Genomic DNA, 25,720 nt, shown 5'->3' with positions numbered 1-25,720 from the left:
ATGCAAAAAAATAATCCATTCACGCATTCGTACGCATACCTGGAGGAGCAGAGAAACTGCCTGATGTTGTTGCGCGGTCTGGCTGCGGGCGTGCTGCTGGGGCTGGTCTGGCTGGCAGCGTGTCAGTTGTTCTTCCCGGCGCAGGCGCTGCTCGCGGGAGCGGGGGCGCTGCTGCTGCCGCTGCTTGGTCTCGTTGGGGCGGTCTTTTTTTTCAAGGAACCCACCAGCAGGGCGCATCTGCTGCAGGAGCATGCGCAGGAACTGGATGCAATGCGGCAGGCCTGGCAGGCGCGCCTGGACGAGAGCCAGGCCAGGGCCGCCGCGCATGAGGCCCAGGCGCAACACAAAGCCGCTGCCGTACGCGAAGCCGAGGAGCATCTTGAATCCCTGGCGGACACCGTCATGTCCTTGCAACGCCGTATCCACATTTCGGATGAAATCCTCGCGGTGGTTGTCGGGCAGCTCCAGCACTCCACAGGCAGCATCGAAACCGCCACCGTGGAAGTCATCGGCAGTCTGAATCAGCTGGTGGCAAGCATGGATGGGAGCATCTCCGCCAACAACCAGCTCCTGGGGCTGATCCGTCAACGCCTGGCCCAGCACATTGCCGATACGGGCACCAGCCGGAATTTCGAGTACCTGCGCGCGCGCTACATGGAGACAATCAAAAGTGTTGTGGCTGAACTGGCGGTGATCGTGGAAGGCAAGGCCGAGTATGCGCAAAAGCTGGACCACATGCAGGGAATCCTGGAAGAAGTGCTGCCGTTTTCCGAGGACGTCTCCTACATCGCCGACCAAACCAACCTGTTGGCCCTGAATGCAGCCATTGAGGCCGCCCGCGCCGGCGAGGCGGGGCGCGGCTTTGCCGTGGTGGCCGACGAGGTTCGCAAGCTGGCGCAGAAGTCCGCGGATTCGGCCGTGAACATCCGCCAGGGCCTGGGCAGGGCGCACCGCTTCATTTCGGACGCCACCATGAGCGTCAAGGAGGCCATCGAGGTGGAGAACGTCTATGTCAGCTCCACCAGCGCGCTCATGGAAGGGCTGTTCGTCTCGCTGCTGGAAATATCCACGGAGATGGAAGGAATCATGGACGCATTCATCGGCGAGACCTCGCAAAACAGCGAGCGCATCAAGTCCATGATTTTCAACCTCCAGTTCGAGGACATCATCAAACAGGTGGTCGGCCACGCCATTGAGGCGCTGCACGAGATCCGTCAGGAATTCGCGGCGGTGCAGAGCAAGTCGGATCTGGAATCCGAGCTGTTGCGCCTGGGCCTGCGCGAGGAGATTCTTGAACGGCTTTCCTCCCTGTACACCATGGAAACCGAGCGCGCGCTGGCCCATTCCATTCTGGGCACCGCAACAGCCAAGGCAACAAACACAGCCGCGGTGACTGCCGCTGCCAGCAGCGAAGAACGGGGCGAAGACGTCACATTTTTTTAGAACATTTTAATTTTGAAAAAGGNAGAAAGGTTTTCCCCCGGGAGTTCTTTTCAAAAACAACGTGCCCTAGCGCAGCAGCACGCCGTTTGACACGGCGCAAACACATGCCGGGAAGGAGAGTCCCATGCTACAGGAAATTCAACCGATTTTGTCCGAACATCGCAAGGCCCTTTGCGACGCCTGGGAGCTTGATGTGGTGCACCAGTGCGGCAACCTTGTCCGCATTCTGGAGGTCGAAGGCAATGGCGATGTCTTCCAGCGCATCCTGGATGGCGCGCTGGACGTCATGGCCCAGGGGCAGGTGGAGAGTGGAGGCGCCTTGACGGAAACGCTTGGCGGCTTGAGCCGGATCATGACCATGAACAATGTGTCCCCCGCCGAAACAGCCCGGGCCATCTTCGCCCTGCGTCCGGCCGCGCTGGGGGTGCTCAGGCTGAAGCTGCCCCCGGAAAAAATCGCCGGTGCCATGGAAGTCCTGAATACGTTCATCGACCGGCTGGGCCTCATCACCCTGGATGCCTACCAGGAGAGTCGCGAACTCCTGATCAGCGATCAGCAGCGCGTTGTGGACGAGTTTTCCGTGCCTGTGGTCAAAATCTGGGACAAGATTCTGCTCATTCCCCTGGTGGGCATGCTCGACAGCCGCCGCACCCAGCAAATGATGGAAACGCTGCTGACCGCCATCGAGAACACGCAGTCCAAGGTGGCCATCCTGGACATCTCGGGCATTCCCATCGTGGATACCCTCGTGGCCCGGCATTTGATCATGACGGCATCCGCCACCAAGCTCATGGGCTCGGAATGCATCATCACTGGCATCAGCGCCAGAATTGCCAAAACCATCATCGAAGTCGGCGTGGATCTGGAAGGCATGCTGACGCGCACCTCCCTCGCGGATGGCCTGAAGCTGGCGTTCAGCATCACCGAGGCTTAGCAGCAACCGGAGTAAAGACATGTCCCAAGTCACTATTCTGGCCCTTGGCGAAAATCTGATTGTGCCCATTCAGGTTGAGCTGGACGACTCCCTGGCCCTCAAGCTGCGGGACGACATTCTCAAGAAAATTGAAGTGTACGGCTATCGTGGGCTGGTCATCGATATCTCCGCCGCAACGTTGATCGATTCATTCATGGGCCGGCTGCTGTTGGAGACTGCGCGCATGGCCAAGCTCATGGGCTGCGAAACCGTCCTGGTGGGCATGCGCAAGGAAGTTGTTGTTTCCATTATCCATCTGGGGCTACATCTGAGCAGTCTGAGCACGGCCCTGAACCTTGAGGGGGGGCTCAGACTACTTGAATCCTTAAAGAAGCGTTCTCAACAAACGCCGGGAGCATCACATGGTCATCTCCGGGGAAGACAGTAGCCCGAAAGAGGTTGTCATCTGCGGATACGAAGACATCATCCTGGCGCGGCAATACGCCAGACAGGCAGCGCAACACATGGGCTTCAGCGTCATGGACCAAACCAAGATTGTCACGGCGGTCTCCGAACTGGCGCGCAACATCGTCGTGCATGCCGGAAAGGGAAAGATGATTGCCACCAGACGCCACGATGCGTTGGTCCTACGGTTCCAGGACAACGGCCCCGGCATTGTCGATATCAACAAGGCACTCAGCAAGGGATTTAGCACCACCAATTCCCTGGGCCTGGGATTAAGCGGCGCCAAGGCCCTGAGCGATTCCTTTGACATTCAATCGGCCCAAGGCCAGGGCACATCGATTACCATTGCAAAATACTTGCGAAAACACTAGGCGCGGCATCACTCATGCAGACCACCAGGAAGCAACATCGCCTCGCGGACGAGATCAGGCAGCCCGTGCGCGGCGAATCAGACGTGCTTCGCGCCAGGAGCATCGCCCGTGAAACAGCGGAGCGCCTTGGCTTCGATGGCATTCGCACGGCCAGCGTCGAAATTGCCGTTTCCGAATTGGGCTTGAACCTGATCAAGCACAAGACTGTCGGCAGCGTGCTGCTCATCCGCACGCTGTACGCAGGGCAGATTCCAGGGGTCGAGATCGTGTCCGAAGATCATGGTCCCGGCATGGCCGACCCCTTGCGCGCCATGGAAGACGGCTACTCCACGGCGGGCTCCCTGGGCATCGGGCTTTCGGGGATCAGAAGGCTGATGGACGAATTCCACATGGAGCAGCTGCTGCCCCTTGGCACCCGGATTTGTGTGCGGAAATGGCTGCATAGCGAGAACTCGCCCCGGCTGGGATTCTCCGTCTTTAACCGGCCCGCCATGGGCGAAAAGCAGTCTGGCGACTTGTTTTTCATCAAACAGCATGTCGATTTCGGCATGTTTGGCATTGTGGATGCCCTGGGACATGGCAAGGAGGCCCACGCCGTGGCCACACGCGCCATCCTGCACCTGGAACACTGCTTCGAACAGCCCATGGAAGACATTTTCTCCAGTTGTCACGATGCACTGCGGGGGACTCGCGGTGCAGCCATGGCCCTGGCCCGCGTGGACAACACCACCCGGCAACTCTCGTACTTGAGCATTGGCAATATCGAACTGGTCGTCTTGACTGGCGCCTGCGCAAAACGGCTCCCGGGCCGTTACGGCACTCTGGGAGCCAGCTACGCGCAGGCCAAGGTCCAGAATCTGCCACTTCCAACACGTGCTGCAATCATTATGCATTCCGACGGGATCGAGGCTGGTATGGAACTCCCGCAAACGTTGCTTCTGATGAGTGCACAGGAAATTGCACTGCACATATTCGAAAAGCATACAAAAATGCACGATGATGCAACAGTGATTGTCGGAAAAATGCTGTCATCTTCCGATGGACTTGGATGATTGCCTCACGATTTTATTTGCATTGATACACATCATTGACAAGGTGCATATAGTGAGCAACTCTTCCACGGAAAGCATGTGACGCAGCGCGGGCAAAGGGTTTGTTCTGCTGGGCTTGCAGCAAGATGGCGATATTCGTGCAGGCCGGAACGAAGAGACCTGGACCCGCGGCCGGGCAGTTCCCTTGCGAAGCAGCAGGGGCGCTCGCCCGGATGGTGCAGCACGCTGGGCATTGCCTGCGGGTGCCCTGCGGATATCAATGTGATGTGACAATACTTCATAACAGGGGGAGGGGTGGGGAGTATACTATAGTCGTATTCAAAATGTTCATGCCATGTCGTGAGCATTGCAGCATTGGGGTACGCCCAATGCCAAGGCCAATGCAAAAGTCAAGGAACATTCTCATGCCATGCACTAGCTTCGTATGCAATTATCAATGAAGGCTGTGGCGGTGAGATGTTCTTTTTTAGTATGCCTTGCGATACGATGTTTTATGTTCCTATGGTGACCCTTTGAGATCATATGCAACACGCCATCGTTGTGTTTTCTGATGATGAACATTTTGCCCGAATGCTTGGTGGGCATGCCGCATGGCATTGCAGGGTTCTGCCCACCAGTGCCTTGGGAAAACCAATGCAATATGCGGCAGGCACCCTGTTCATTGTGGATGACGCAGATTTTCTGCCCGACCAAAGCATTGCTTTTTTGGAGCAGCTCAAATTCCAGCATGAGGTGATCATGCTGGGCACAGAATTTTCCGATTTCTTTCTGGAAGCCGCCTTGCGGCGCGGAGTTCGGTACTTCATTGCCAAACCGTCGCCCGACGGGCAACTTGTGTGCACCATTCGCGTTGCGCTCAAGGAAGGCGTGCTGCGCAATGAGCACGCTGCACCCACGGAGCAGGACGAACTCAGCCATATCAAGGGCCTCTCGCGATCCGTGATGCAGTTGCGCAATCAGGCCTCTGTGCTGGGGGCTTCCGACATCCCCGTGCTCATCACGGGCGAAAGCGGCACGGGCAAGGAAGTGACTGCCCGGGAGTTCCACCGCCTGAGCCGTCGGAGCCAGAGCAGTTTTGTGCCCGTCAACTGCGCCACGCTCGGCTCGCTGGCCGAAAGCGAGTTGTTTGGCCACACGCGCGGTGCCTTCACGCATGCGGTGCGGAGCACGCAGGGCTATATTGGCGCTGCCCAGGGTGGCACGCTGCTGTTGGATGAAGTCGGTGAATTGGGCTTGCCAGTGCAGACGAAGCTGCTGCGCTTCCTGGACTCTGGGGAATACAGCAGAGTCGGCGAGTCCGGTGTCCGGCAGGCGGATGTGCGCATCATCGCGGCCACGAATCAAGATCTCTGGGCCATGAACCGTGAGGGAACCTTCCGCAAAGATCTCCTGTTCCGCCTGGCCGGGGCAGTGATTCGGATCCCGCCGCTGCGCGAACATTTGGAAGACGTGCCGGTGCTGTCAGAATTCTTTCTTTACAACATGGGGCGGGTGAAAAAGCAGACATATCAGCTGACGCCGAGCGCAATGACCTGGCTGCAACGCTACTACTGGCCCGGCAATGTCCGGCAGCTGCGCCAGCTTCTGTTCCTTGTTGCAGAAAAAACAGTAAACAGATGTATTGAGGCCGGGGACATTATCCAGGAACTGCATGCCTGGGAAGTTGCAAGTCACAACAATATCTCCACCTATCGTGATGCAAAATTGGCCACGCTCAGAAACTTCGAGTTGCAGTACTTCTCATCCGTCCTGAGCATTTCCCGCGGCAGCTTGAAGAAGTCCCTGGCCATCACAGGGATGCACAAGAAAAATTATTACGCCAAGCTGCAGGAGCTGGGATTGTGCAAGAAAAGGGCGGCCAACTGATGCGATGTCCCCATCGCCGTATTCCGGGGAGGACCATCCGCGCCTGAACCGCACCGGACAACTTGCAGCGCGTGCGCGGCAGTCTCCAGGGCGGTACGGCGGACACGATCCCGGTGGTAGTGCTTGAACCCTGGATTGGCCGGCCCTGCCTCGCTGACGTCGAGGGCCAGGGCCAAGTCGTCATAATACCGGCGCAGGCTCTCAAGCATCCCGGCAAGGTCATGATCCATGGAGAGGCCAAGGGCTGCTGCATCGGCGAATGCGGGCAAATCGCCGGGGAAGGATTCGGACACACCCGTCTTGACGTCATCTTCAAAGTGCTTGACCGTTTGCATAGCCCTTCTTCCTCGTTGGCAGGTTGAAGGGTCAGGTCCGGCTTCGGTGTTGGTAGCACCGGGCCGGGCCGCTTTATATGCAAAGCCTTGCCCTATGCATGGCTCTCCATCTTTCTCGTTTTTTCGGAAATGGCGGCGTGGGGGCGAATATCTTCTTCCAGGCGCGCAAAAAGCCCCTCATCTTCGGCCATCTCAAGATCGTATTGCGTCTGCAGGTTCAGCCAGAAGGTGGCGCTTGTTCCAAAAAAACGCGCCAAGCGGGCCGCCGTGTCCAGGGTAATGCCCCGGCGACGGTGCACGATATCATGCACCCGCTGGTTCGGAATGCGCAGGGCAATGGCCAGTGCACTTTGGGAAAGCTCCATGGGGTTCATGAACTCTTCCAGAAGGATTTCACCCGGATGGATGGGGGGGAGCTTGTGCGACATTGGGCCTCCTAGTGGTAATCCACAATCTCTACATCGTATGCGTGCCCATCGCGCCAGACAAAGCATATCCGCCATTGGCTGTTGATGCGGATGCTATGCTGGCCGGCGCGATTCCCCTTCAGTTGCTCCAGGCGGTTGCCTGGCGGAATGCACAGGTCTTCAACGAAGCTCGCGGCATGCAGCATTGCCAGCTTGCGGCGGGCTGCGGCCACAATGTCACCCGGCAACCTTCGGGAAGGCTCACGAAGAAACAGCGCTTCGGTTTCTTTGCATCTGAAGGACTTGATCATGGGCAATAAATACTCTTCCGGCGTGATTTTGTCGAGCCCTGTCTAAAAAGTGCGAAGTGCGATTGAGTCCCCGATGAAACCACCATCTGCCGATTCCGCAACAACCTGATCAAGTTGAATATTCTCGACAAGGTTCTGGATCGCATCAACGAGCAGCTCGAAGCCAAGGCCTGCTCGTCCGCGAAGGGACCGTGGTCGCCGCCTCGGTGGTCGAATCTGCCCGCCGCGCGCCCCTGACGGCCTATGAACGACTGCGCAACCGGCTCATCAGCAGCGTGCGCTGCGGTGTGGAGCGGGTGTTCGGGACCTGGAAGCGCGGCTACGGCTTGGCCAGGGCGCGCTATCTGGGCCTGAAAAAGGTCTGCGCCGAGCCGTATCTGGTGGAGATGGCCTTCAATTTGAAGAAAGCCGTGCTGTGATGCGCACTTGAGGGGCTGGCGCGCCCAAATTATGAGAAGAATGCAGAAAATGAGGGGTAAATGAAGAAACCAATGGGTATGTAGGTCAAAATTTGGGGCCGAAAGGGCCGTGTTCTACAAAGAAAGGCCGTTCGGGGGGCGTTGTGCAGAGGTCTCTTGACTGATGCCTGCGCCATTTGTCTGATATATGTCTGATGACGTGAAAAAGGGGCTAGACCTTTCAGTCTAACCCCTTGATCTTTTTGGCTCCCCGGGACGGACTCGAACCGCCAACCTAGTGGTTAACAGCCACCCGCTCTGCCGATTGAGCTACCGAGGAACTTGGCGCCGTTGTGCGGGGTGGTGGAACCCGCCAACAGAGAGATGGTTCTTATGCAAACGCGCGTTCCGAGTCAAGCAGAAAATTGCAGATTTTTTGCGAGTGCGTTCACACGGCGCGGCTGGGCCGCCTGCTCCCGGGTTTCTTTTCCAGGGGAAATACGGTAGCGTGCCCTTGCACGCAGGGTGATGCCGGCACATTAAGCCCGTCATTTCACCACGCCGGAAGATTCCGGGAGGATCATGAGGAGCGCGCGTTTGCCGATTTTGCCACATCGACTGCCAGGGGGAGTATTGATGCGCCTTGCGGCGATTGTTTGTCTGCTCGTGTCGGCTGTTGTTTCCTTGGCCTCGGCCGCGCCGCTTGGTCCGCTGGATTACACCATGCACCGCATGGGCTCGGGCAGTGGCCCCACCTTGCTGGTGGTGGGGGGCATTCAGGGCGACGAGCCCGGCGGCTTTACCGCAGCCTCCCTGCTCACCACACGCTATCGCTTCACCAAGGGCAATGTCTGGGTGGCCCCGAACCTGAGCTTCCCCAGCATCGTCCTTTCCACTCGCGGGTTTCATGGCGACATGAACCGCAAGTTCGCCTTTTTGTCGCCTGATGACCCGGATTACAAAACCATCATGTCCATCAAGGATGCCATCCTGGCGCCCGAGGTGGGGTTGGTGCTCAACCTGCACGACGGCAGCGGGTTCTATCGTCCCACGGCCATCAACAGCATGCTCAACCCCGCCCGCTGGGGGCAGAGCGTGATCATTGACCAGGAAGAGCTGGACAACTGCCCCGCTCACAACCATCTGAGCAACCTGGGTGGCCTGGCCCGGCATGTGGCGGCGCAGGTCAACAGCAGGCTGCTCAATGCGCTGCATGTGTACCACGTGAAGAACACGGAAACCCGGCTGGGCGATCGGGAGATGGAAAAAACCCTCACCTATTTCGCCATCACCCACGGCAAGCCGGCCTTCGGCGTGGAAGCCAGCAAGGATTTGCCTCCTGCCCAGCGCACATACTATCACCTGCTGGCCCTGGAAGCCTTCATGCGCCACATGGGCATCGAGTTTTCCAGAGATTTCGACATCACCCCCCTGGATGTGGAGCGGGTGATCAACGAAAATCTGAGCCTGGCCCTTTATGACAATCGCATCTTTTTGGATCTGGAAAATATCCGCAGCCAGCTCAATTATTTCCCCCTGAAGAAGGACGCGGACATGCCCTTTGCCGCCTCCAGCCCCCTGGTGACTGTGCTGGGCGCAGGCGAGGAATACACGGTGTACCACGGCAACAAGGTCCTTACCCGACTGCGGCCGGAGTATTTCGAGTATGACCACACCCTGCAGGCCGTGCCCATGCGCATCGACGGGCAGGCGCATGTGGTTGGCATTGGGCAGATGGTGGGCGTGCGGGAATCGTTCCAGGTGGATCCCGTGCCGGGCATGCGCGTGAATGTGATCGGCTACAGCTCCCCCTCCTCGGCCAAGGAAAGCGAAGACGGTGTGCTGCTGAAAAAGGCCGATATCCAGTCCCGTTTTTCCGTGGACGAGCAGGGTGCCGTGTATCGGGTGGAATTCTACAAGGGCTCGAAGTTTGCCGGCATGGTTCTGGTGAATTTCCGTGGCCGACCCGCCGCGCCGCCGGTCATCTGCACCGCGCGCGTCCTTTCGTCTCCCACCAGCGCCGGCAGGTAGGGCTCGTTCTCTTTGAAAGGGGTTCTCCCCAGACCCCCCGCCCCAAAGACTTTTGTTGTAATTACAAAATACTATCAAATTTTTGGAAGGGGCGAGCGCGANAACCTTTTGCAAAAAGGTTTCCCCTCTCGCAACGTCCTTTTTCAAAAGTACAATGCTCTAAAATACTCTGGCAGGCGTGGTGCGGGCTCAGCTGCCTGCTGTCAGTCGGGCCAACAGCCCGGCGATGGTCTCCGGCACCAGGGGCGCATAGACCACGCATTGCCCAGCCCGACGATGCCCATAGCCGCCGCAGGCGGGCATCAGTTCGCCCACGGCAGGGGCGGGCGGTTGTTGGAAGGGCGAATGGCGTACCGAAATGCGCACATTGTGGCCGTCCGGCTCCCAGGCCAGGCGCAGTTGGGTGCGGGCCTGGGGAAAGAACAGGAAGTCCCGGGCGGCAACGCCGGGAGGCACGGCGTTCAGGGGGCGCAGGTCCGTCATCAGCACGGTGCCTGAGAGGGTGCTGCACTGGCGGATGGCGTCTTCATAGGCCCGGGCTGCGGTCTGCAGCCGGTGCCGGGCTGCGCGGCATGCCGCATGTTCCAGCACCTGCTCCGGTGGATGCCGTCGGCCCAGCTGGACCAGATCGGCAAAGCGGGCGGTCAGGGGCGGTGCGGGTTCGCCGGGGGCCTCAGCCTCGGCCTCCAGCAACAAGCCAAGCAGCATGGCTGCGTCGGGGTGGGCCAGGGCATGGGGAGAAAATCCCTGCTGTTCCAGGGCGTCCGCTGCCTGCACCCAGGGCTCAAGCATGGCAGACACGCGATGCATGGTGTTGAGATGCGTCCAGAGAATGCGCGCCGTGCTTGGCACGTCCGGCAGGCATTCTCCCTGCAGCCGGAACCCCAGGGCCCAGGCTTCTTCCAGCCGGATGGCCTCGCTCAGGTGATGGTCATGCCATTGCCCGGCCGCGGCATGGTACGGCAGGCTCACCAGCACGTCGCAGGCGTCCACCTTGGTCAGCCCGTCCAGCACGTCCTTTGGATCGGTCACCGTCACCTCATGCACCACCCGGCATTCGAGCAGCAGCATGGCGCTCACCAGCCCGTCCAGCGACAGGCGGGCACGACATCGCATCATGGCGCCTCCTCAGACTTCCTGTCAAATGATTGCAATCTGGCGCGATGATACGTGAAGGCGGCGCAAGCCGCAACCGCAAGCCGGGCAGCAACAGCGTATCACCAGGATGTCACGCAGCCGCCATGATACGGTCGCGTTGGCGGGGCAATGGGTAGGGAGATGTTCCCTAACCGCAAGGAGTATTCCCATGGCCCTTCTGCGCTGCCTGCTGTTGCTGTTCATGTTGCTGGCCGTCGCTGGCGTTGCGTCGGCCCAGGCCCAGGGCGTCATCACCCTGGCTGCAGACGAATGGTGCCCATACAACTGTGTTCCCGGCAGCGCCGCGCCGGGGTACATGGTGGAGCTTGCCCGCAAGGCGTTTGAGCCCCTGGGCGTTGAGGTCCGCTATGAAGTGCTCAACTGGGCGCGCGCCGTGTCGGATGCGCGGTCCGGGGCGTTCACCGGCGTCATCGGCGCCATTGAGGCGGATGCCGAGGGGTTCGTCTTTCCTGGCGTTGCCCAGGGCATGGACGACTCGCACTTCTTCATCCGCAAAGGCTATGCCTGGAAGTTCGCCGGGGTGGATTCCCTGCGCACCCAGCGGGTGGGCATCATCCGTGATTATTCATACGGCGAGGCCCTGGACGCCTACTTCCAGGAGCTTGGCGAGGGCGACCACGTGCAGATCGCGTCCGGGGACAATGGCGCGGAAACCAACCTCAAAAAGCTGCTGGCGGAGCGCATTGACGTGGTCATCGCCAATCCGTACGTGTTCGAGCACCTGATCAAGGAAGTGGGGGTGCAGGCTCAGGTGGAGTCCGTCGGGCCGCAAGGCGACCCTACCCCCCTGTACATCGCCTTCTCGCCGGCTGAGCCCAGAGCCGCGGAATATGCCGAACGGCTGGCCGCCGTCACGCAGGCCATGCGCGCCTCTGGCGAACTGGCCGCCTTGCTGGCCAAGTACGGTCTGCATGACTGGGAATAAGCGGACCCGGTACACGCCGGAGGCGTTCTCCTTGCAGGGAGAGGCCTCCGGCGTTAGCGCACGCTGTTTTTGAAAAGAACTTTCGGGGGAAAACCTTTCTCAAGAAAGGCTCTTCCCTCGACCCCCCTTTCCAAAGACTTTTTATTGTGATTCAAGGTCACTATGAAAGTTTTGGAAGGGGAGGGCGCGAGAGAGGAAAACCTTTTGCAAAAAAGGTTTCCACTCTCGCAATGTCCTTTTTTAAAAGCAAAAGGCTCTAGTGCGGATGTTATTCCGCCTTGCTATAAGTGCGCACAGAGGCGAGTTGTGTCCAGTCGTAATAGGTGTTTACGGCCTCTTCGCCCTTCTTGCAGGTGATGCGGATGAACTCCTCGCCCAGGAAGATGGTGGCGTCCGCATAAATCTCTCCCTCGTTGATCTGAATTTTGACATCTTTGCGCAATTTGCGCGAAAGGGTGCCGTGCACGGGCATGGAGGCGTATTCGAACACTTTTTCCCAGGTGGTCTTAAGCATGCTGTTTTCCTTGATGAATACATCGGGGGTTAGGGCAGTTGCGCGGCGCGTGCGTTGCCGGCCGCAGTGGCTGGAGACAGTGTTATACATTTTCGTGAATTGAATCAAGGCATCCGTGAACTTTTAGGAATTCTGCCCAGGGGGGGCAGGATGCTCGGGGTTGCGCCGCATCGTAAAGCTGCGTAAAATGGCATGCATCACGGTACGAGCCTGCAGCCAAGGTGAACCATGTCCAGCCCCGCATTTCCTCCAGCGCCGTCACTGACGCATCTTGTTCCCGACCGTCGCACCGGGTACACGCCGCCGCTGGGGCTGATTACCCGGGCCAGTCTGTCGGACGTGCGGGAGCAGGCGGCGTTGTTCACCGACCCCCTCATCCGCACCCTGATGGATTCGGTGACGAATCTGGTGCTCATCCTCAATCGGCACCGGCAGATTCTCTTTGCCAACCGGCAGATGCTGGACATGCTGCACCTTGAAGCGGCAGACGCCATCCTCGGCGTGCGCCCTGGCGAACTGTTCCAGTGCGAGCATGCCCGGTCTGCCACGCATGGCTGCGGCACCAGCGAGGCCTGCACCCAGTGCGGCGCGCTCAAGGTCATTCTGGCTGGGCTGGACGGCGTGCGCGGGGTGGAGGAGTGCCGCATCACCCGCCGCAACGACGAGCTGGTGGAAGCCTTTGATCTCAAGGTCTGCGGCTCGCCGTTCGAGCACAAGGGCGACGCGTTTGTGGTGTTCGCCATCATGGACATCAGCCACGAAAAGCGCCGCCGTGCTCTGGAGCGCATCTTTTTTCACGACATCCTGAACACCGTGGGCAGCCTGCGCAACCTGGTGGAACTGGCCTGCGAGCAGTCTGCCCCGGCAGCGCAGGAAGAACTGCAGCTGGTGCAACAGTTCTTTCAGGGGATGGTGGACGAAATCCAGGCCCAGAAACTGTTGCTGGATGCGGAAAACGACGAGTTGCAGGCGCAGATGCAGTGGCTGCACAGCCGTGAAGTGATGCTGGCCACCATCTCTTCCATGCGTGGGAACGATGCGGCGCGTGGCCGGACCATTGAGCTGGACGCGCAATCCGTCTCCTGCCCGTTCAAAAGTGACAACACCTTGCTGCGGCGGGTGCTCTCCAACATGCTCAAGAACGCCCTGGAAGCGGAAGAGGAAGGGGCGGTCATCCGCATGGGATCGACCGTGGATCCGAACGATCCTGAACGGATTGTGTTCTGGGTGCATAACCCGTCCGTCATTCCTCGCACGGCGGCGCTGCAGATCTTCCAGCGGTCCTTCACCACCAAGGGAGCCGGTCGGGGGCTGGGCACGTATTCCATCAAGCTGCTCACCGAACGCTACCTCAAGGGGCGGGCCAGTTTTGTCTCTTGGGAAGGCGCAGGCACCACCTTCACCATTCGGTTGCCGTTGGAAGCCATGTGTCATTAAGAACTTCTCTAGTATTATTCATGACAAGTGTATCTGATGCATTGCATGGCAGTGCAACCTATTGCCTGTGCAGAAGAAATCGTGTAGCACCGTATTGCCAGGGCGGTGAATGCTTGGGGTGTTGCTTGGAGTTGATCATAGTTGAATTAAGTTGACATGAATCAGCTCCACGGGATACTGGTGCATGAAATGCGATGAGAGGTGGTGTCGCAGGGGTATGGTCCTGCGTCGCCCTGTCAACGCGAGCAGCGCCTGTGGGGGGATGCGATGTGGTGATGGACGGCGAGACGACACGCACCACCTTCACCTTGCTGGAAGCAGCGGCGCTGCTGCAAGTGCATCCGGAAACATTGCGTCGCGCCATCAAGGCTGAGGAGCTCCTGGCTGCCAAGATTGGTAAGGAATATCGTATTTCCAAAACCGATTTGGAAGCGTACTGGATTGCGAAAGGTGGGGGCGCGTTGTTTGACGACTCCCCGAGGCCTCAGGGGCCTGCCCTCAGGCAAGGACAGAAATGAAACCGACCCGACCGGGTCTGGAGCAAGACAACTTGCTCCACCAGACGCACACGCCCGAATCTTCCAGTCCTGCAGGGGCAGGGGAGAACGGTGAACAGTGATGCACGGCCTTCCAAGGAGGACTGGACATGGCAGAGCCCACCCGTAACGACTCCGCACTGGAGTCCATCACGTTGCAGAACGATTCCGGCCCCGTCATCACCTTCGATGGGCGGTTGTGCGGGGAGCATTCGTTCTACGATGCTGAAACCGGGGCCTTGACCCAGCAGAAATTGTATATCACAAATCAAGGGTACACAGCGTATGCTGTGGTGCGCAATGATGGGCGCGTCAAGGAGCGCAGGGCGTATCTGCTCAAGCGCGAAGGCCAGTTCTGCCGTATCAACAATGGCCAGTACGATGTCGTCGTGAACGTGCGCGACCTGCTGCTTGCTGTGAAGGGTTTGTGCGGCTTGGAAGAAGACGCCCGCGAGGAAGACTTCTTCAAGGACGCCATGGATATCATCGGGCAGGACGACGCCGCCAACGGCTAGCTCGCACAGTCGCTGGCTGCGGTGTGCAGCCAATGCTGCAGATTCGTCCTCCACTACCGACGCATCGGGTTTGGTGGCCAGGAAGCGGGCAAGCTGTCCCCGAACGGCCTTGGCATCCAGTCAACCACCATGCACGCTTTACCCAGGAGTGGCGAATCATGGCCCTGACCAAGAAGTTTCTCAAAAGCAAGCCGGTGTGCAAAGTCACCTTCAAAGTTTCCGCAGCGCTCGCCAACGGCGCCGCGGCGCTGTTTCTGGCCGGCGACTTCAACGCGTGGGACACCTCCTCCATCCCCATGAAGAAGAACAAGGCCGGCGACTTTTCCGCCACGGTGGATCTTAAAACCGGCACCGCGTACCAGTTCAAATATCTGGCAAAAACAGGCGAGGATGCGCGTTGGTTCAACGACGACGCCCCGGACCGCCTGGAACCGAGCCCGTATTCCGGCGCAGAAAACTCGGTGGTGACGGCATAGCGTTCCGTCTCCTCCTCGCCTGCGGCCCTTCCCCCCGCTGATTTCCGGTTATTCTTCGTCCACGGCAAGATATTCCCGGCATGCTGCAATGCGTGCGGGAAGGGCGGCGGTGGTGCGTTGCGGCGTGTCGGACTTATCCGACAATCTCAAAATAGCTTGCCAACTGCACCAGGTCGAGGATCCGGCGCACCTGGGTGCTGGGCCGCACCAGCCGCATGACGGCGCCCTTGTCCCGGCTGCGTTTGTGCAGGATGACCAGCACGCTGATGCCGGTGGAGTCCATGAATGTGGTTTGGGACAACTCCACTTCCACGGCGGTGAATTCGCTGCGGGCCAGGGCGGCTTCCACGTCTTTCTTCAGCTGCGGGGTGACCTTGAGGCTGATGTCGCCAGTAAAGACAAGGCGCAGCGTGTTGCCGCTCTGCTCGATGATATACGGGGGAGATAGTTGGGGCATGACAACACTGCAGGCTTACAGGGTGACGATATCTGTCAGTAGCATCCCGGCAGCCCAGGTGCAAGCAGACAGCGACAGGATGCTCCACATACCGGTGATTAACTTCGATCCGGAAAAAAGCAACACAAGGGCAAGTTATCTTTGGAAGGAGTTGTCCGGGGGAAACCTTTCCAACGACTTGTTATCGTGACTCCAGGCTACGATCAACGTTTTGGAAGGGGAGAGCGCGAGNAACCTTTTGCAAAAAGGTTTCCCCTCTCGCAATGTCCTTTTTCTTACAGTGCCCTAGGCCGGGCTTAGGTCCCTGAGTTCGAGCTCGATGGTGGGCAGGCCGCCGTAGCTGTCGATGCGGGGCACAAAGGCCAGGCGTACTTTTTGCCCCACCAGGGAGGCTGGGATGCGTTCGCCCATGCGCCACGCCTTGGCGCGCAGGGTCAGGCCGGCGGCCTTGTCCCGCAGCATGAGCCGTACGTGGCGATTATCCTGGCCGAAGGTCTTGCGGGAGAGCACTTCCACCGGCGGGGAGACGAACACCGGCTCGGGGTTGCCAATACCGAAGGGTTGCAGCAGCTCAAGTTCCCGCAGCAACAGATGATCCACCTCGGCAAAGGAAAGCTCGCCGTCCACGTGCAGCCGTGGGCCAGGAGGTTCAGGCCCCAGTTGCTCCAGCACGGCCTCGTGAAATTTGCTGCGGAACAGCTCCAGATTGGATTCATCCAGCGTCATGCCCGCGGCCTGGGGATGTCCGCCAAAGCGGGTCAGCACCTCGGCGCAGCGGGTCAGGCCCTTGTGGAGATCGAAGCCCGGCACCGACCGGCCAGATCCCTTGCAGCGGCCGCTGCCGTTTTCCCGGGAGAGCACCACCGTGGGTTTGTGGAAGGCCTCCACCACCCGTGACGCCACAATGCCGATGACGCCCTCGTGCCAGCCTTCGCCGCAGAGCACCAGGCCCAGCTGAGGCAGGGCGGCGGCGGCGGTCAGGGCTTCCTGGAGGATGCGTTCCTCCTCGGCGCGGCGGTCGCGGTTCATGTCGTCCAGCTGGCCGGCCAGGGGGGCGGCGGTGGGTTTGTCCGACGCCAGCAGGCAATCCAGGGCCACCTGCGCCCGACCCATGCGGCCGGCGGCATTGATGCGCGGCGCCAGATTGAAGGCCACAGAGCCGCCGGTGAGCGCGGCCGTGGCGGCATAGCCTGCCGCTTCCTTGAGGGCCGCCATGCCGGGGCGCGCGCCCTCTGCAATCAGCAACAGCCCATTTTTACATAGAATTCTGTTGATTCCAGACAGCGGCACCACATCCGCCAGGGTGCCCAGGGCCACCAAATCCAGCAGGGCGCGGATGTCCGAGGCCGGGCCGGGCAGCCGGTGGTTGAGGGCCGCTGCCAGGTAGAAGGCCACGCCCACGCCGGCCAGGTCGCCCATGGATTCGCACGGGCAGCCCCCCAGGCGCGGGTTGCAGATGGCCGTGGCCGGAGGCAGTGCCGCGCCGGGGAGGTGATGGTCCGTGACGATCACTTCCATGCCCAGCTCGCGGGCCCGGGCCAGGGCGGCGATGTCCGAGATGCCGCAATCCACGGTGATCAGCGTCTGGATGCCTTCCGCGTGCAGCCGCTCGATGCCTGGGAGGTTCACGCCGTAGCCGTCTTCCATGCGTACGGGGATGTGCGGGGTGACGGCAATGCCGCGGCCGCGGAAAAAGTCGGTGAGCAGGGCCGTGGCGGTGACGCCGTCGGCATCGTAATCGCCCCAGATGCCCAGGACACTGCGCCGTTCCAGTGCAGACAGCACCGCGCAGGCGGCTTGCTCCAGCATGGGCCAGTCGGCAGGCCGCGCCAGATGCTTGAGGCCCGGGGAGAGGTGACGATCCATGGCCAGGGCGGTGGTGAAGCCCCGCTGCCACAACAGCCGGGCCAGGGCCGGGGTGATGGACAATTCCGCAGCAATGATCTCCACTTGGCCGGAATGATCCGGGCTGGCCACGATGGGGCGCGGTTCCCAGCTTTTTGGGGCGACAGGGGGCATCATTGCAGCAAAGTGGCCATCTCCTCAAGCCGTTCGTCGTGGAAGCGTTCGCGGGCCAGGGCCCAGGCGGGAGCCAGTTCCAGGCCAAGGCGTTTGAGACAGGCGAGTACGTGCGGTGCGGGCGGAGCCGGTTCGGCTTCGTCCTGTTCCAGGGCATGGCACAGGGCATCTGCCAGGCACAGGATGGTGGCCTGGGGCTGCCATTCCTTGGCCAGTTCCGGCACGTGGTGCCAGTTGACCGGTTCCGTGAGTTCCTGGGGAATATTCCACGAATTCAAGGTAATGGCGCCAACAACGCCATGCTCCAGCCCCCAGTACCGGTCTTCCGCGGCAAAGGCAGGGAGCCCTTCGTCCTGGCGCAGCTTTTCCATGGCGTCCCAGTCCTGCGGCCGGTGCAGGGCGGTCAGCAGCTTGCCCAGGTCGTGCAGCAGGCCGGTGGTGTATAACAGGTCAATATCCAGGGCTGGCTGGCCGGCAGCGCGGGCCAGGTGCCCCAGTTCCTTGCAGACGGCGGCCACCTGCAGCTGGTGCTTCCAATAGGCGTGCAGGTCGAAGGCGTGGGGCAGGGTGCGGCGGGAGCAGATGGACTGCACGCCCAGCACCAGCACCAGTTGGCGGATTTCGCGCACGCCCAGCAGGGCCAGGGCCCGGGGCAGGGTGGAGACCCGGGATTGCAGCCCGTAAAAGGCGGAGTTGGCCATGGCCAGCACCTTGGCCGTCAGCCCCTGGTCCTGGCCCAGGGTCCGGGCCATTTCGGGCATGGAGGCCAGGCTTTTGTCGCTGGTCATGTCGAAGAGGTCGCGCAAGAGCGTCATGGAATAGGGCAAATCCTGCCCAATGGTGGGCAAAAACGCCAGGAATTCGTGGCCGCGTTCGTAGCGTGTCTGGGTCATGACCGTTCCCCCGGCGGCGCTCAGATGGCGGCGAGAGGCGAGGAGTTCCCGGAGGAGGACGCCTCAGGGGTCATCAGGCCTTTCGATTCCATCCAGTCCTTGAATTTTCTGGCGGCTTCCAGCTCGGGGTTCATGGTCAAGGCAATGTCAAGATGCGATGCCGCCTCGGCAAGCTGGCTTTTTTCGAAATGCGCGCGGGCGATGTTGTAGTGCAGGTGTTCGTCGCCCTTGGAGAGGGACAGGGCCTTGCTGTAGTAGCTCAAGGCCTGATCGTACATCTTGTTCTTGCGCAGATTGATGCCAAATTCATTGAACAGATGCTTGTGTTCCGGCGCGAAGGCCGCCTCCAGGCGCACGAGACGGTCGAAGATGTTGTCCGCCTTGTCCACTTCGCCGCGTTCAAGGTACGTAAGTCCGAGGCCGAAGTTGGCGCGGACATTGTCCACATCCACGGCAAGGGCTTTCTTGAACCGGTGTTCGGCGCTCAGATATTCGCCCTTGGCGCGGTGCTCCTCGCCCTGGGAGATGTTGGTGGTGAGTTCCTGCATGGCCGGATACACGGAGTTGATGTAAAACTCCGGTTCCGGGGAGAACTTTTGCAGCAGGTCGTCCTTGGCAATGATGCGTCGCGGCCCGGAAGGAACGCAGTGCGTATTCAGCGGCTGGACTTCGATGGTGCCGTCGCGCTGTTCCACACACATCCAGAACGACTTCTGGATGGTGCGCCGCACGGTGGTGCCGGTGCCCACTTTTTGGATGGCCTGCGTGGAAAAGATGCCGTGAATGCGGTCGCGAACGTCCGTGACGCCGGAAGGACGCGTGACATCGCGCACCGCAAAGGGGGCATCGTGCTGTTCCCCGGCAGAAGACACCGCCTCGACAGGGGGTGTGGAAGGATTGTCTTGATCCGTTGTCACTGAACTCCCTCGCAATTCACCTCAGGTAACCTTGCGAAAGACGATACAACAGGTTGCGGTGAAAAGCCAGCCGGATCAACCTGCGGAATCCCGGGGCGCCCGAGCGGGGGAGCGCGTCTCAAGAAAGCGGTATTTTCATGAATTTACTGGTTTTTACAGTGCATGCGGTGCGGGGGGCCTGCAAAGACTTTTTGGGGAGGGTCAGTCCTCGGAGCTGGCGAGGAGGATTTCCCGGGCCAGGGCGGCGGCTGCCGCGGCCGGGGACGTCGCCGTGCGGATGGGGCGGCCCACCACCAGAAAGTCCGCGCCAGCCGCCACCGCCGCAGCCGGTGTGGCCGTGCGGCGTTGGTCGTCGTCGGTGGTCTGCGGTCGGATGCCGGGCGTGACCACCTTGAACGCAGGGCCACAGGCCGCCTTGACCAGGGCGGCCTCGCGCGGGGAGCAGACCACGCCGTCCAGGCCCCAGGCCTGGGCCTGCCGGGCCATGTGAACCACCAGTTCGGCTTCGTGGCCGGGAGCGTCGGGGGCAAGCCAGGCCAGATCCTCCCCGGTCATGCTGGTGAGCAGGGTCACGGCCACCAGCAGGGTGTCGGCGTTGGCGGCGTGGCGGCCTTCCAGGGCCGCGGCGGCCATGCGCTCCCCGCCCAGGGCGTGCAGGGTGGTCATGGCTGCGCCCAGGCGGCCGGCCTGACGCACGGCGGCGCGCACTGTGGCCGGGATGTCGAAGAATTTCAGATCCAGGAACACGCGGGCCCCGCGATCCGCCAGGGTAGAGACCACGGCCGGCGAGGCCGCGGCAAACAGCTCCAGCCCCACCTTCACCCAGGGACTGGCCGGGATGGTCTGCCCGGCCAGGGCCAGGGCGGCGTCCCGGGAGTCCACATCCAGGGCCGTGATCAAGGCCGCAGGCGCGGCGCGCAGGCTCACAGCCGGCCTCCTTCCAGCAGCATGCGGGCGAATTCCGGCGAGTTTTTGCCCTGCATGTCCAGGTACAGATACAAGGCCCGCAGTTGCTGCCAGGCGGTCTCCAGATCATCGTTGACGAGCTGGCAATCGAAGCGCGGCGCCAGACGGATTTCTTCCATGGCATTCTGCATGCGCCGCTCGATGACCTCGGGGGCATCCTTGCCGCGTTGCTCAAGCCGCTGGCGCAGGGTGGCCAGATCCGGCGGCAGGATGAACAGGTGGAAGGCCTTGAGCCAGGGCCTGAGCTGCAACGCGCCCTGCACATCGATGTCAAAGAGCAGATCCCGTCCGGCCTGCAACTGCTTGCACACGCCGGCCAGGGGCGTGCCGTAGAGGTTGCCGTGCACCTCGGCCCACTCGGCAAAGTAGCCTTCCTCCACACGGGCCAGGAAGTCTTCCCGGGTGAGGAAAAAATAGTCCCGCCCGTGGATCTCGCCCTCGCGCGGCGCGCGGGTGGTGCAGGAAATGGAATAGCTGAAGCGGGGAAATTCGGCGGTGAGTCGCTTTACCAGGGTGGTCTTGCCGGCTCCGGAGGGAGCGGAGATGACCAGCGCCAGGCCGGGACGGTCGAGATGGTGCATGGGGAATTCTCCGTGCGGATGCGGGGCTGGACTTGTTATCGTTGAAAAGAGCTCCCGGGGAGTCCCTTTCTGTGGCAAGGGGTCCTCCAGCAGCCCTCCCCAAAGTCTTTTGCTGGGATTGCAGGGTGCTGTCAAAATTTTTGAAGGGGAGAGCGCGAGAAGGGACAACATTTTCCATGCAGTTTCCCCTCCCGCAACACCCAACGGTGCTAGGCGTCGTCGGCCTCGTCATCGGCATATTCCGGGTCGTCTTCCAGCAGGGCCTGGGCCATGGCGGCAGCCTGCTCAGGCCGTTTGGCGGCCTGGGCGTCCTCCATGAGCATGAAGCGCTGCCCCACGGTTTCGGCCTGGATGGCCGAGAGGATCAGGTGGTTGGAGTCCGTGATGATGATGGACCGTGTTTTGCGGCCCTGGGTGGCGTCGATGAGCCGGCCTTCCTGGCGGGCGTCTTCGCGCAGCCGGCGCATGGGCGAGGACGAGGGCGACACGATGGCCACCACCCGCGTGGAGACCACAAAATTGCCGAAGCCGACATTGAGCAATTTGGCGCGCTGCATGAGACGGGATGATCCTGCGGTAATGGTGGGCTAGAGCCTGTTACTGTTGAAAAAGGACGGTGCGAGAGGTTCTCCCCTTTCGCGCGCTCCCCTTCCAAAACGTTGAGCGTGACCTTGAATCACAATAAAAAAAGTCTTTGGAAAGAGGGTTCGGGGGAAGAACCTTTCTGTCGAAAGGCTTTCCCCCGAGAGTTCCTTTCAAAGAGAACGTGCCTTATTCGATGTTCTGCACCTGTTCGCGGCACTTTTCCAGCTCCGCCTTGACCGTGACGGCCAGACGGGACACGGCCGCGTGCTGCGACTTGTTGCCCAGGGTGTTGATTTCCCGGAAGGCCTCCTGGAGCGTGAAGTCCAGCTTCTTGCCGATCTCTCCGCCCTGGGCCAGCAGTTGCTCCAGCAGATCCAGGTGCGCGCCCAGGCGGGTCAGCTCTTCGCTGACATCCAGGCGATCGGCCAGCATGGCGGCTTCCTGGGCCAGTCGGGCCTCGTCCAGCACGCCGGGGGGCGTGCACTGGGCCAGACACTGGGAAAGGCGATCACTCAGGGCCTGCTGTTTCTGGGCCACCACCTGGGGCGTCAGTTCGGCCAGCTCGCTGGACACCTGCCGGACGAGGGCCACGCGACGGGAGATGTCCGCCGCCAGCACAGCCCCTTCCTGACGCCGCGACTCGTTCCAGGCGGTCAGGGCGGCGGCCAGGCCTTCTTCCAGGGCGTGCAGAAGCACGGGGTTGCCCGCGGCGCGGTCTTCGTCCCAGCAGGCAGGCAGGTGCAGCAGGCGGGAATAGTCCGGGGTGAAGGCATGGCCTTGCGAGCGGGCCAGGGTGGCGATCTCCTCCAGCATGGCCAGGGCCACGGGGCGGTTGAGCCGCATGCCCAGGAAGGCCGGATCCTCCACGCTCAGGTGCAGGTTCAGCTCGATGCGCCCGCGCGAGGCGAAGCGGCGCAGCACCTTTTCCAGGGCAGGTTCCAGGGCGCGCACCATGTGCGGCAGCCGCCACTTGCAGTCCAGGTGCCGGGAATTGACGCTGCGCACTTCCCATTCCTGGCGGAAGGGCCGCCCGGTGTCTGCGCAATCCTGGTGGCGGCCGTAGCCGGTCATGCTGTGCAGGCCGGTATTAGTAGCCATAGGCTTTTTCGTCCACGTCGCCGGTGTCGCCCTGTTGCTCGAAGATGCCGTCGCCTTCCTTGTCAAAGAAGGAACGTTCCTCGCCGGTATCCACCTTGCGCAGGGTAAAGGCGTAGATTTTGCCGTTGGGCAGGCTGAAGACGAGGATGCCGACATTCTCGACTTGATAGGCGGTGATGGTGGTTTCCGGACCCGGCACGGTGGGCAGGAAATCCTGGGCAGGCTGCTGCCCAACCTTGGTGGCCCGGTTCAGGTCCGGCAGGGTGGGCTGGGCCGGATTGGTAAACAGGGCATTGAATTCTGGCGGATTGGTCTTGAAGGCCTCGAACAGGTCGCGGGGCTGCCCGGCCAGGGGGGAAGCCGTTTCGGGGGACGCCACCACTGGGGCGGCTGGCTGGCTGGCCTGGGCCGCCTTGCCGGGCGAGGGTGGGGATTCTCCGGCGCAGGCCGAGAGCAGCAGGCCAAGGCACAGCAACGGAACACAGGCGCGAAGCAGGGAAAAAGGAGTGTTTTTCATAATGGATGCGGGGTAAATGGGAGGGGGGAGGGGCCCGCCGTCGCAACGACGAGCAAGCCATCACCGTCTTCGTCCAGGGCCCGAGGATGCACGGGCGTCATCTCCCGGCGGGCAAACCGGCCGTGGTCGTCTGGCCGCAGCAGATGCCGGCATCGCACGCCATATTCACATATTCCGGCCATCGAGTCCATGCCTTGCTGCTCCACGACCATGAAAAGCACGGGTTGATTCAGCAGGACCGCGGCAAACTCCCGCGCCCGCTGCAGGGCCAGATCCCGCAGTGTCTGCGCGCGACCCAGCCGGCGGGAGACCGGCACCTGGCCGGGCAGATGCGCCGCCCGCGTGCCCGGCCGAGGCGAGAAGGGAAACACATGCGCATAGGTGAGGGGCAGCCGGTGGAACAAGGACTCCGTCTCGGCAAAGGCGTCGTCGTCCTCGCCGGGAAAGCCGGTGAGCAGATCCGCCCCCAGGCCCAGCACAGGGAGGATGCGCCGGGCGTCCTCCACCCAGCGGATGGCGTCCTCAATGCGATACTGCCGGCGGCCCATGGCGTGCAGCACGGCCGCGCTGCCGGACTGCAGGGACAGATGCAGGTGCGGGCAGAGCATGGAGCATTCGGCCAACGCCTCCAGCCCGGCAGGGGTGAGCAGGCCCGGGTCCAGGGAGGAAAGCCGGATGCGCCCCCGGCCGGCCCATTCCGGGGCCAGCTCGGCCTGGATGCGTCGCAGCAGGGCCCAGAGATTCCCCGATTCGCCGGTGTACTGGCCGAGGTTGATGCCGCTGAGCACCACTTCCCGCGCTCCGGCTGCGAACAGGCGGCGAATCTCGGCCAGGGTCTCGGCTTCCGGCCGGCTCACGGGACCGCCCCGGGCCTTGGGGATGATGCAGAAGGCGCAGGCCTGGCTGCAGCCGTCCTGGATCTTGCACAACGCCCGGGCCCGCTCGCTGCCGGTCACGGCAAAAGGCGGCCAGGACGGATCAGTGGATGCGGCGGGAAGGGCGTCGAAAAGGTGGAGCAGGTCGGCCTTGCGGTCCTTGCCCCACAGTTCCCAGCCTTCGGCCGCGGCCTTGAGCTCGCCGGGGATGGCCTGGGGCACGCAGCCGGCGCAAAGGTGTCGCGCGGCCGGGGCGCTGCGGCGCAGCCGGGGCAGTTCCCGCCGCAGGGACTGCACCGCCCGGGCCGTGACGGCGCAGGTGAGCACCACCACCACGTCGGCAGCGGCAGGATCCTCGACGCCGAGCGCGCCGGCAGTCTCCCAGGCCTCGCGCAGGGCCTGGGCCTCGTACTGGTTCACCCGGCAGCCGTGGACCACCAGATGGAAGTGTGAAGCGTCAGGCATTGCAGCCTCCCTGGGGCGATTCCTCAATGACGCCGCCGGCCAGCACGCGGCCTTGGGCGTCGTACACCGCGGCCACCTGGCCCGGCGCGGGCAACGGTTGCGGCGTCTGGAAGTCCAGGATCAGTCTGCCCTGTTCCATGCGCCAGCGGGCCGGCTGCTCCACCTGCCGGTAGCGGGTGCGGGCCAGGATGACTTCGGGCCATTCCTCGCAGGGAACCAGGAGGTTGCAGGCGGCGGCCACACAGCGGGGGCTGAAGGACGACTCCCGCGGTCCCACCAGCAGGGCGTTGCCGCGTTGGTCCTTGCCCAGGACGAAGAGCGGCTCGCTGTGGGCCACGCCCAGGCCGCGGCGTTGGCCCGGCGTGTAGGCCCACAGGCCCTGATGCGTCCCCACGCGGATCCGCTCCGGTCCCTCCAGCAGGATGGGGCCTGGGCCACCCAGGCGGCCACCCTGGCTGTCACCCGGGCGGGGGGCGTTGGCGCGCAGAAAGGCGCGGTAATCGTCATCGGGGATGAAACAGATTTCCTGGCTTTCGCGGGATTCCGGCGGCGTCAGGCCCCGGGCGGCCAGGGCGGCGGGCACGTCCGCCTTGCGCCAGCCATCCAGGGGAAAGCGCGCCCGGGCCAGACGGTCCAGCGGCACCAGGGAGAGGAAATAGCTCTGATCCTTTGCCGGATCCGCGCCCTTGCGCAGGCAGGGCCGGCCCGCATCCATCCCTTGGCGGGCATAGTGTCCGGTGGCCAGGACGTCCGCGCCGGCCGCCAGGGCGTGATCCAGCAGCAGGCCGAACTTGATGCGCGCATTGCAGCCGGCGCAGGGGTTGGGGGTGCGGCCGTGGAGGTAGTCGTCAATGAACGGCTGGATGACGCGCTCCCGGAACGCCGTCACCAGATCGGCTTCCACAAAGGCCACGCCCAGACGGTGGCACAGGGCTGCCAGCGCCTCGCTGCGGCGGCGGGTGGCCTCGGTCTGCGGAAAAAAGATGCCATGCACGGCGCAGACGGCCTGGCCGGCATCCGCCAGCAGGGCCAGGGCCAGGAGGCTGTCCATGCCGCCGCTCACGGCCACGGCCACGCGGCCGGCGGGCATCCCGTTTCGGCTGGATTCCGAAGGGATGCCCGTCTGCGTCGTGCTTGCAGAAGATGGGGGGGGCTCTGGATGTTGCATGCTGCTGCAGCGCGCTGCACGCGGTG

Annotated in this window: 28 protein-coding genes, 1 tRNA gene and 1 pseudogene; 13 read left to right on the top strand and 17 right to left on the bottom strand. The window is 62.0% G+C overall.

The window, feature by feature from the left end:
• Positions 1-63 precede the first annotated feature (63 nt).
• The 6 genes from DGI_RS15020 (at position 64) to DGI_RS14995 (ending at position 6,110) form a co-directional block, all read left to right on the top strand.
• Positions 64-1,443 carry a methyl-accepting chemotaxis protein gene (locus DGI_RS15020; protein WP_021762038.1) on the top strand — a complete coding sequence of 460 codons (1,380 nt, stop codon included), beginning with the start codon at positions 64-66 and terminating at the stop codon, positions 1,441-1,443.
• 124 nt (positions 1,444-1,567) lie between these two features.
• Positions 1,568-2,377 carry an STAS domain-containing protein gene (locus tag DGI_RS15015; RefSeq protein WP_021762037.1) on the top strand — a complete coding sequence of 270 codons (810 nt, stop codon included), beginning with the start codon at positions 1,568-1,570 and terminating at the stop codon, positions 2,375-2,377.
• Positions 2,378-2,396: 19 nt separating this feature from the next.
• Positions 2,397-2,804: an STAS domain-containing protein gene (locus DGI_RS15010; protein ID WP_021762036.1), complete on the top strand. Its 408-nt coding sequence runs from the start codon at positions 2,397-2,399 to the stop codon at positions 2,802-2,804.
• Complete coding sequence (locus tag DGI_RS15005; RefSeq protein ID WP_021762035.1) at positions 2,779-3,192, top strand: anti-sigma regulatory factor; 414 nt, start codon at positions 2,779-2,781, stop codon at positions 3,190-3,192. The genes DGI_RS15010 and DGI_RS15005 overlap by 26 nt, the downstream gene beginning before the upstream one ends.
• 14 nt (positions 3,193-3,206) lie before the next feature.
• Positions 3,207-4,244, top strand: coding sequence for an ATP-binding SpoIIE family protein phosphatase (locus DGI_RS15000; RefSeq protein ID WP_021762034.1), 1,038 nt, complete (start codon positions 3,207-3,209; stop codon positions 4,242-4,244).
• A 522-nt stretch (positions 4,245-4,766) separates the two neighbouring features.
• Complete coding sequence (locus DGI_RS14995; protein ID WP_021762033.1) at positions 4,767-6,110, top strand: sigma-54-dependent transcriptional regulator; 1,344 nt, start codon at positions 4,767-4,769, stop codon at positions 6,108-6,110.
• Here the strand turns inward: DGI_RS14995 and DGI_RS18080 are convergent.
• The 3 genes from DGI_RS18080 to DGI_RS14980 all read right to left on the bottom strand — a co-directional run bounded on the left by DGI_RS18080 (position 6,059) and on the right by DGI_RS14980 (position 7,163).
• Positions 6,059-6,445, bottom strand: coding sequence for a hypothetical protein (locus DGI_RS18080; RefSeq protein ID WP_027193102.1), 387 nt, complete (start codon positions 6,443-6,445; stop codon positions 6,059-6,061). The two genes, DGI_RS14995 and DGI_RS18080, sit on opposite strands and share 52 nt — an antisense overlap.
• Before the next feature lie 92 nt (positions 6,446-6,537).
• A complete protein-coding gene (locus DGI_RS14985; protein WP_021762032.1) occupies positions 6,538-6,873 on the bottom strand; it encodes a HigA family addiction module antitoxin in 336 nt (111 codons plus the stop codon).
• Between the two features lie 8 nt (positions 6,874-6,881).
• The gene (locus tag DGI_RS14980; RefSeq protein ID WP_021762031.1) at positions 6,882-7,163 is read right to left on the bottom strand and encodes a type II toxin-antitoxin system RelE/ParE family toxin; all 282 of its coding nucleotides are present in this window, start codon (positions 7,161-7,163) and stop codon (positions 6,882-6,884) included.
• 191 nt (positions 7,164-7,354) lie between these two features.
• Between DGI_RS14980 and DGI_RS14975 the strand changes: the two genes are divergently transcribed.
• A complete protein-coding gene (locus DGI_RS14975; RefSeq protein ID WP_027193103.1) occupies positions 7,355-7,582 on the top strand; it encodes a transposase in 228 nt (75 codons plus the stop codon).
• 243 nt (positions 7,583-7,825) lie between these two features.
• On the opposite strand, the gene DGI_RS14970 is transcribed toward DGI_RS14975, so the two are convergent.
• Positions 7,826-7,901: transfer RNA gene (locus DGI_RS14970), tRNA-Asn, on the bottom strand.
• A gap of 296 nt (positions 7,902-8,197) precedes the next feature.
• Here DGI_RS14970 and DGI_RS14965 point away from each other — a divergent pair.
• Positions 8,198-9,592: a M14 family metallopeptidase gene (locus tag DGI_RS14965; protein ID WP_021762030.1), complete on the top strand. Its 1,395-nt coding sequence runs from the start codon at positions 8,198-8,200 to the stop codon at positions 9,590-9,592.
• 189 nt (positions 9,593-9,781) lie between these two features.
• Here DGI_RS14965 and DGI_RS14960 read toward each other — a convergent pair whose 3' ends face one another.
• Positions 9,782-10,711, bottom strand: coding sequence for a hypothetical protein (locus DGI_RS14960; protein WP_027193104.1), 930 nt, complete (start codon positions 10,709-10,711; stop codon positions 9,782-9,784).
• A gap of 187 nt (positions 10,712-10,898) precedes the next feature.
• Here DGI_RS14960 and DGI_RS14955 point away from each other — a divergent pair, with 187 nt between their 5' ends.
• Positions 10,899-11,675 carry a substrate-binding periplasmic protein gene (locus DGI_RS14955; protein ID WP_021762028.1) on the top strand — a complete coding sequence of 259 codons (777 nt, stop codon included), beginning with the start codon at positions 10,899-10,901 and terminating at the stop codon, positions 11,673-11,675.
• Positions 11,676-11,943: 268 nt separating this feature from the next.
• Here the strand turns inward: DGI_RS14955 and DGI_RS14950 are convergent, their stop codons facing one another.
• Complete coding sequence (locus DGI_RS14950) at positions 11,944-12,189, bottom strand: hypothetical protein (protein WP_021762027.1); 246 nt, start codon at positions 12,187-12,189, stop codon at positions 11,944-11,946.
• Between the two features lie 228 nt (positions 12,190-12,417).
• On the opposite strand from DGI_RS14950, the gene DGI_RS14945 reads away from it, so the two are divergent.
• The 4 genes from DGI_RS14945 to DGI_RS14930 all read left to right on the top strand — a co-directional run bounded on the left by DGI_RS14945 (position 12,418) and on the right by DGI_RS14930 (position 15,153).
• Positions 12,418-13,626, top strand: a complete 1,209-nt coding sequence (locus tag DGI_RS14945; RefSeq protein WP_021762026.1) for an ATP-binding protein — start codon at positions 12,418-12,420, stop codon at positions 13,624-13,626.
• Between the two features lie 275 nt (positions 13,627-13,901).
• Complete coding sequence (locus DGI_RS14940) at positions 13,902-14,144, top strand: helix-turn-helix domain-containing protein (RefSeq protein ID WP_021762025.1); 243 nt, start codon at positions 13,902-13,904, stop codon at positions 14,142-14,144.
• A 128-nt stretch (positions 14,145-14,272) separates the two neighbouring features.
• Positions 14,273-14,677: a hypothetical protein gene (locus DGI_RS14935; protein ID WP_021762024.1), complete on the top strand. Its 405-nt coding sequence runs from the start codon at positions 14,273-14,275 to the stop codon at positions 14,675-14,677.
• A 158-nt stretch (positions 14,678-14,835) separates the two neighbouring features.
• Positions 14,836-15,153, top strand: coding sequence for an isoamylase early set domain-containing protein (locus tag DGI_RS14930; RefSeq protein ID WP_021762023.1), 318 nt, complete (start codon positions 14,836-14,838; stop codon positions 15,151-15,153).
• 133 nt (positions 15,154-15,286) lie between these two features.
• Here the strand turns inward: DGI_RS14930 and DGI_RS14925 are convergent, their stop codons facing one another.
• The 11 genes and pseudogenes from DGI_RS14925 to DGI_RS14875 form a co-directional block, all read right to left on the bottom strand.
• Entirely contained in the window at positions 15,287-15,610 is a 324-nt protein-coding gene (locus tag DGI_RS14925; RefSeq protein ID WP_021762022.1) for an STAS domain-containing protein, read from the bottom strand.
• 285 nt (positions 15,611-15,895) lie between these two features.
• Positions 15,896-17,632, bottom strand: coding sequence for a single-stranded-DNA-specific exonuclease RecJ (recJ, locus tag DGI_RS14920; protein WP_081696982.1), 1,737 nt, complete (start codon positions 17,630-17,632; stop codon positions 15,896-15,898).
• The gene (locus DGI_RS14915; protein ID WP_021762020.1) at positions 17,629-18,522 is read right to left on the bottom strand and encodes an HDOD domain-containing protein; all 894 of its coding nucleotides are present in this window, start codon (positions 18,520-18,522) and stop codon (positions 17,629-17,631) included. The genes recJ and DGI_RS14915 overlap by 4 nt, the downstream gene beginning before the upstream one ends.
• Positions 18,523-18,542: 20 nt before the next feature.
• Positions 18,543-19,439 carry a tetratricopeptide repeat protein gene (locus DGI_RS14910; RefSeq protein ID WP_407656285.1) on the bottom strand — a complete coding sequence of 299 codons (897 nt, stop codon included), beginning with the start codon at positions 19,437-19,439 and terminating at the stop codon, positions 18,543-18,545.
• A gap of 201 nt (positions 19,440-19,640) precedes the next feature.
• Positions 19,641-20,360 carry an orotidine-5'-phosphate decarboxylase gene (pyrF, locus tag DGI_RS14905; protein ID WP_027193381.1) on the bottom strand — a complete coding sequence of 240 codons (720 nt, stop codon included), beginning with the start codon at positions 20,358-20,360 and terminating at the stop codon, positions 19,641-19,643.
• A gap of 2 nt (positions 20,361-20,362) precedes the next feature.
• Positions 20,363-20,986, bottom strand: coding sequence for a guanylate kinase (gmk, locus tag DGI_RS14900; protein WP_021762017.1), 624 nt, complete (start codon positions 20,984-20,986; stop codon positions 20,363-20,365).
• A 305-nt stretch (positions 20,987-21,291) separates the two neighbouring features.
• A pseudogene (locus tag DGI_RS14895) lies at positions 21,292-21,543 on the bottom strand (DUF370 domain-containing protein); the annotation flags it as partial.
• 214 nt (positions 21,544-21,757) lie between these two features.
• Positions 21,758-22,669 carry a YicC/YloC family endoribonuclease gene (locus DGI_RS14890; protein ID WP_021762014.1) on the bottom strand — a complete coding sequence of 304 codons (912 nt, stop codon included), beginning with the start codon at positions 22,667-22,669 and terminating at the stop codon, positions 21,758-21,760.
• The gene (locus DGI_RS14885; protein ID WP_021762012.1) at positions 22,659-23,186 is read right to left on the bottom strand and encodes a hypothetical protein; all 528 of its coding nucleotides are present in this window, start codon (positions 23,184-23,186) and stop codon (positions 22,659-22,661) included. The genes DGI_RS14890 and DGI_RS14885 overlap by 11 nt, the downstream gene beginning before the upstream one ends.
• A complete protein-coding gene (locus DGI_RS14880; RefSeq protein ID WP_021762010.1) occupies positions 23,183-24,526 on the bottom strand; it encodes a MiaB/RimO family radical SAM methylthiotransferase in 1,344 nt (447 codons plus the stop codon). The genes DGI_RS14885 and DGI_RS14880 overlap by 4 nt, the downstream gene beginning before the upstream one ends.
• Positions 24,519-25,616 carry a tRNA-specific 2-thiouridylase gene (locus DGI_RS14875; protein ID WP_021762009.1) on the bottom strand — a complete coding sequence of 366 codons (1,098 nt, stop codon included), beginning with the start codon at positions 25,614-25,616 and terminating at the stop codon, positions 24,519-24,521. Before DGI_RS14875 ends, DGI_RS14880 begins: the two co-directional genes overlap by 8 nt.
• Positions 25,617-25,720 lie beyond the last annotated feature (104 nt).

This window comes from Megalodesulfovibrio gigas DSM 1382 = ATCC 19364 (assembly GCF_000468495.1).
GTDB classification, from domain to species: Bacteria; Desulfobacterota; Desulfovibrionia; order Desulfovibrionales; family Desulfovibrionaceae; genus Megalodesulfovibrio; species Megalodesulfovibrio gigas.
Note: the sequence above shows the minus strand (reverse complement) of the source record. Positions and strands in the feature narration are given on the sequence as shown.

Bases quoted from the DNA above. Each gene is read 5' to 3' on its own strand.
- DGI_RS14890 (WP_021762014.1), bottom strand. From the start codon at position 22,669: ATGGCTACTAATACCGGCCTGCACAGCATGACCGGCTACGGCCGCCAC.
- DGI_RS14875 (WP_021762009.1), bottom strand. From the start codon at position 25,616: ATGCCCGCCGGCCGCGTGGCCGTGGCCGTGAGCGGCGGCATGGACAGC.
- DGI_RS14980 (WP_021762031.1), bottom strand. From the start codon at position 7,163: ATGATCAAGTCCTTCAGATGCAAAGAAACCGAAGCGCTGTTTCTTCGT.
- DGI_RS14950 (WP_021762027.1), bottom strand. From the start codon at position 12,189: ATGCTTAAGACCACCTGGGAAAAAGTGTTCGAATACGCCTCCATGCCC.
- DGI_RS14885 (WP_021762012.1), bottom strand. From the start codon at position 23,186: ATGAAAAACACTCCTTTTTCCCTGCTTCGCGCCTGTGTTCCGTTGCTG.
- DGI_RS14930 (WP_021762023.1), top strand. From the start codon at position 14,836: ATGGCCCTGACCAAGAAGTTTCTCAAAAGCAAGCCGGTGTGCAAAGTC.
- DGI_RS14985 (WP_021762032.1), bottom strand. From the start codon at position 6,873: ATGTCGCACAAGCTCCCCCCCATCCATCCGGGTGAAATCCTTCTGGAA.
- DGI_RS14880 (WP_021762010.1), bottom strand. From the start codon at position 24,526: ATGCCTGACGCTTCACACTTCCATCTGGTGGTCCACGGCTGCCGGGTG.
- DGI_RS14955 (WP_021762028.1), top strand. From the start codon at position 10,899: ATGGCCCTTCTGCGCTGCCTGCTGTTGCTGTTCATGTTGCTGGCCGTC.
- gmk (WP_021762017.1), bottom strand. From the start codon at position 20,986: ATGCACCATCTCGACCGTCCCGGCCTGGCGCTGGTCATCTCCGCTCCC.
- DGI_RS14935 (WP_021762024.1), top strand. From the start codon at position 14,273: ATGGCAGAGCCCACCCGTAACGACTCCGCACTGGAGTCCATCACGTTG.
- DGI_RS15015 (WP_021762037.1), top strand. From the start codon at position 1,568: ATGCTACAGGAAATTCAACCGATTTTGTCCGAACATCGCAAGGCCCTT.
- DGI_RS14960 (WP_027193104.1), bottom strand. From the start codon at position 10,711: ATGATGCGATGTCGTGCCCGCCTGTCGCTGGACGGGCTGGTGAGCGCC.
- DGI_RS14945 (WP_021762026.1), top strand. From the start codon at position 12,418: ATGTCCAGCCCCGCATTTCCTCCAGCGCCGTCACTGACGCATCTTGTT.
- recJ (WP_081696982.1), bottom strand. From the start codon at position 17,632: ATGATGCCCCCTGTCGCCCCAAAAAGCTGGGAACCGCGCCCCATCGTG.
- DGI_RS14995 (WP_021762033.1), top strand. From the start codon at position 4,767: ATGCAACACGCCATCGTTGTGTTTTCTGATGATGAACATTTTGCCCGA.
- DGI_RS15000 (WP_021762034.1), top strand. From the start codon at position 3,207: ATGCAGACCACCAGGAAGCAACATCGCCTCGCGGACGAGATCAGGCAG.
- DGI_RS15020 (WP_021762038.1), top strand. From the start codon at position 64: ATGTTGTTGCGCGGTCTGGCTGCGGGCGTGCTGCTGGGGCTGGTCTGG.
- DGI_RS14940 (WP_021762025.1), top strand. From the start codon at position 13,902: ATGGACGGCGAGACGACACGCACCACCTTCACCTTGCTGGAAGCAGCG.
- DGI_RS15010 (WP_021762036.1), top strand. From the start codon at position 2,397: ATGTCCCAAGTCACTATTCTGGCCCTTGGCGAAAATCTGATTGTGCCC.
- DGI_RS18080 (WP_027193102.1), bottom strand. From the start codon at position 6,445: ATGCAAACGGTCAAGCACTTTGAAGATGACGTCAAGACGGGTGTGTCC.
- DGI_RS15005 (WP_021762035.1), top strand. From the start codon at position 2,779: ATGGTCATCTCCGGGGAAGACAGTAGCCCGAAAGAGGTTGTCATCTGC.
- DGI_RS14965 (WP_021762030.1), top strand. From the start codon at position 8,198: ATGCGCCTTGCGGCGATTGTTTGTCTGCTCGTGTCGGCTGTTGTTTCC.
- DGI_RS14915 (WP_021762020.1), bottom strand. From the start codon at position 18,522: ATGACCCAGACACGCTACGAACGCGGCCACGAATTCCTGGCGTTTTTG.
- DGI_RS14925 (WP_021762022.1), bottom strand. From the start codon at position 15,610: ATGCCCCAACTATCTCCCCCGTATATCATCGAGCAGAGCGGCAACACG.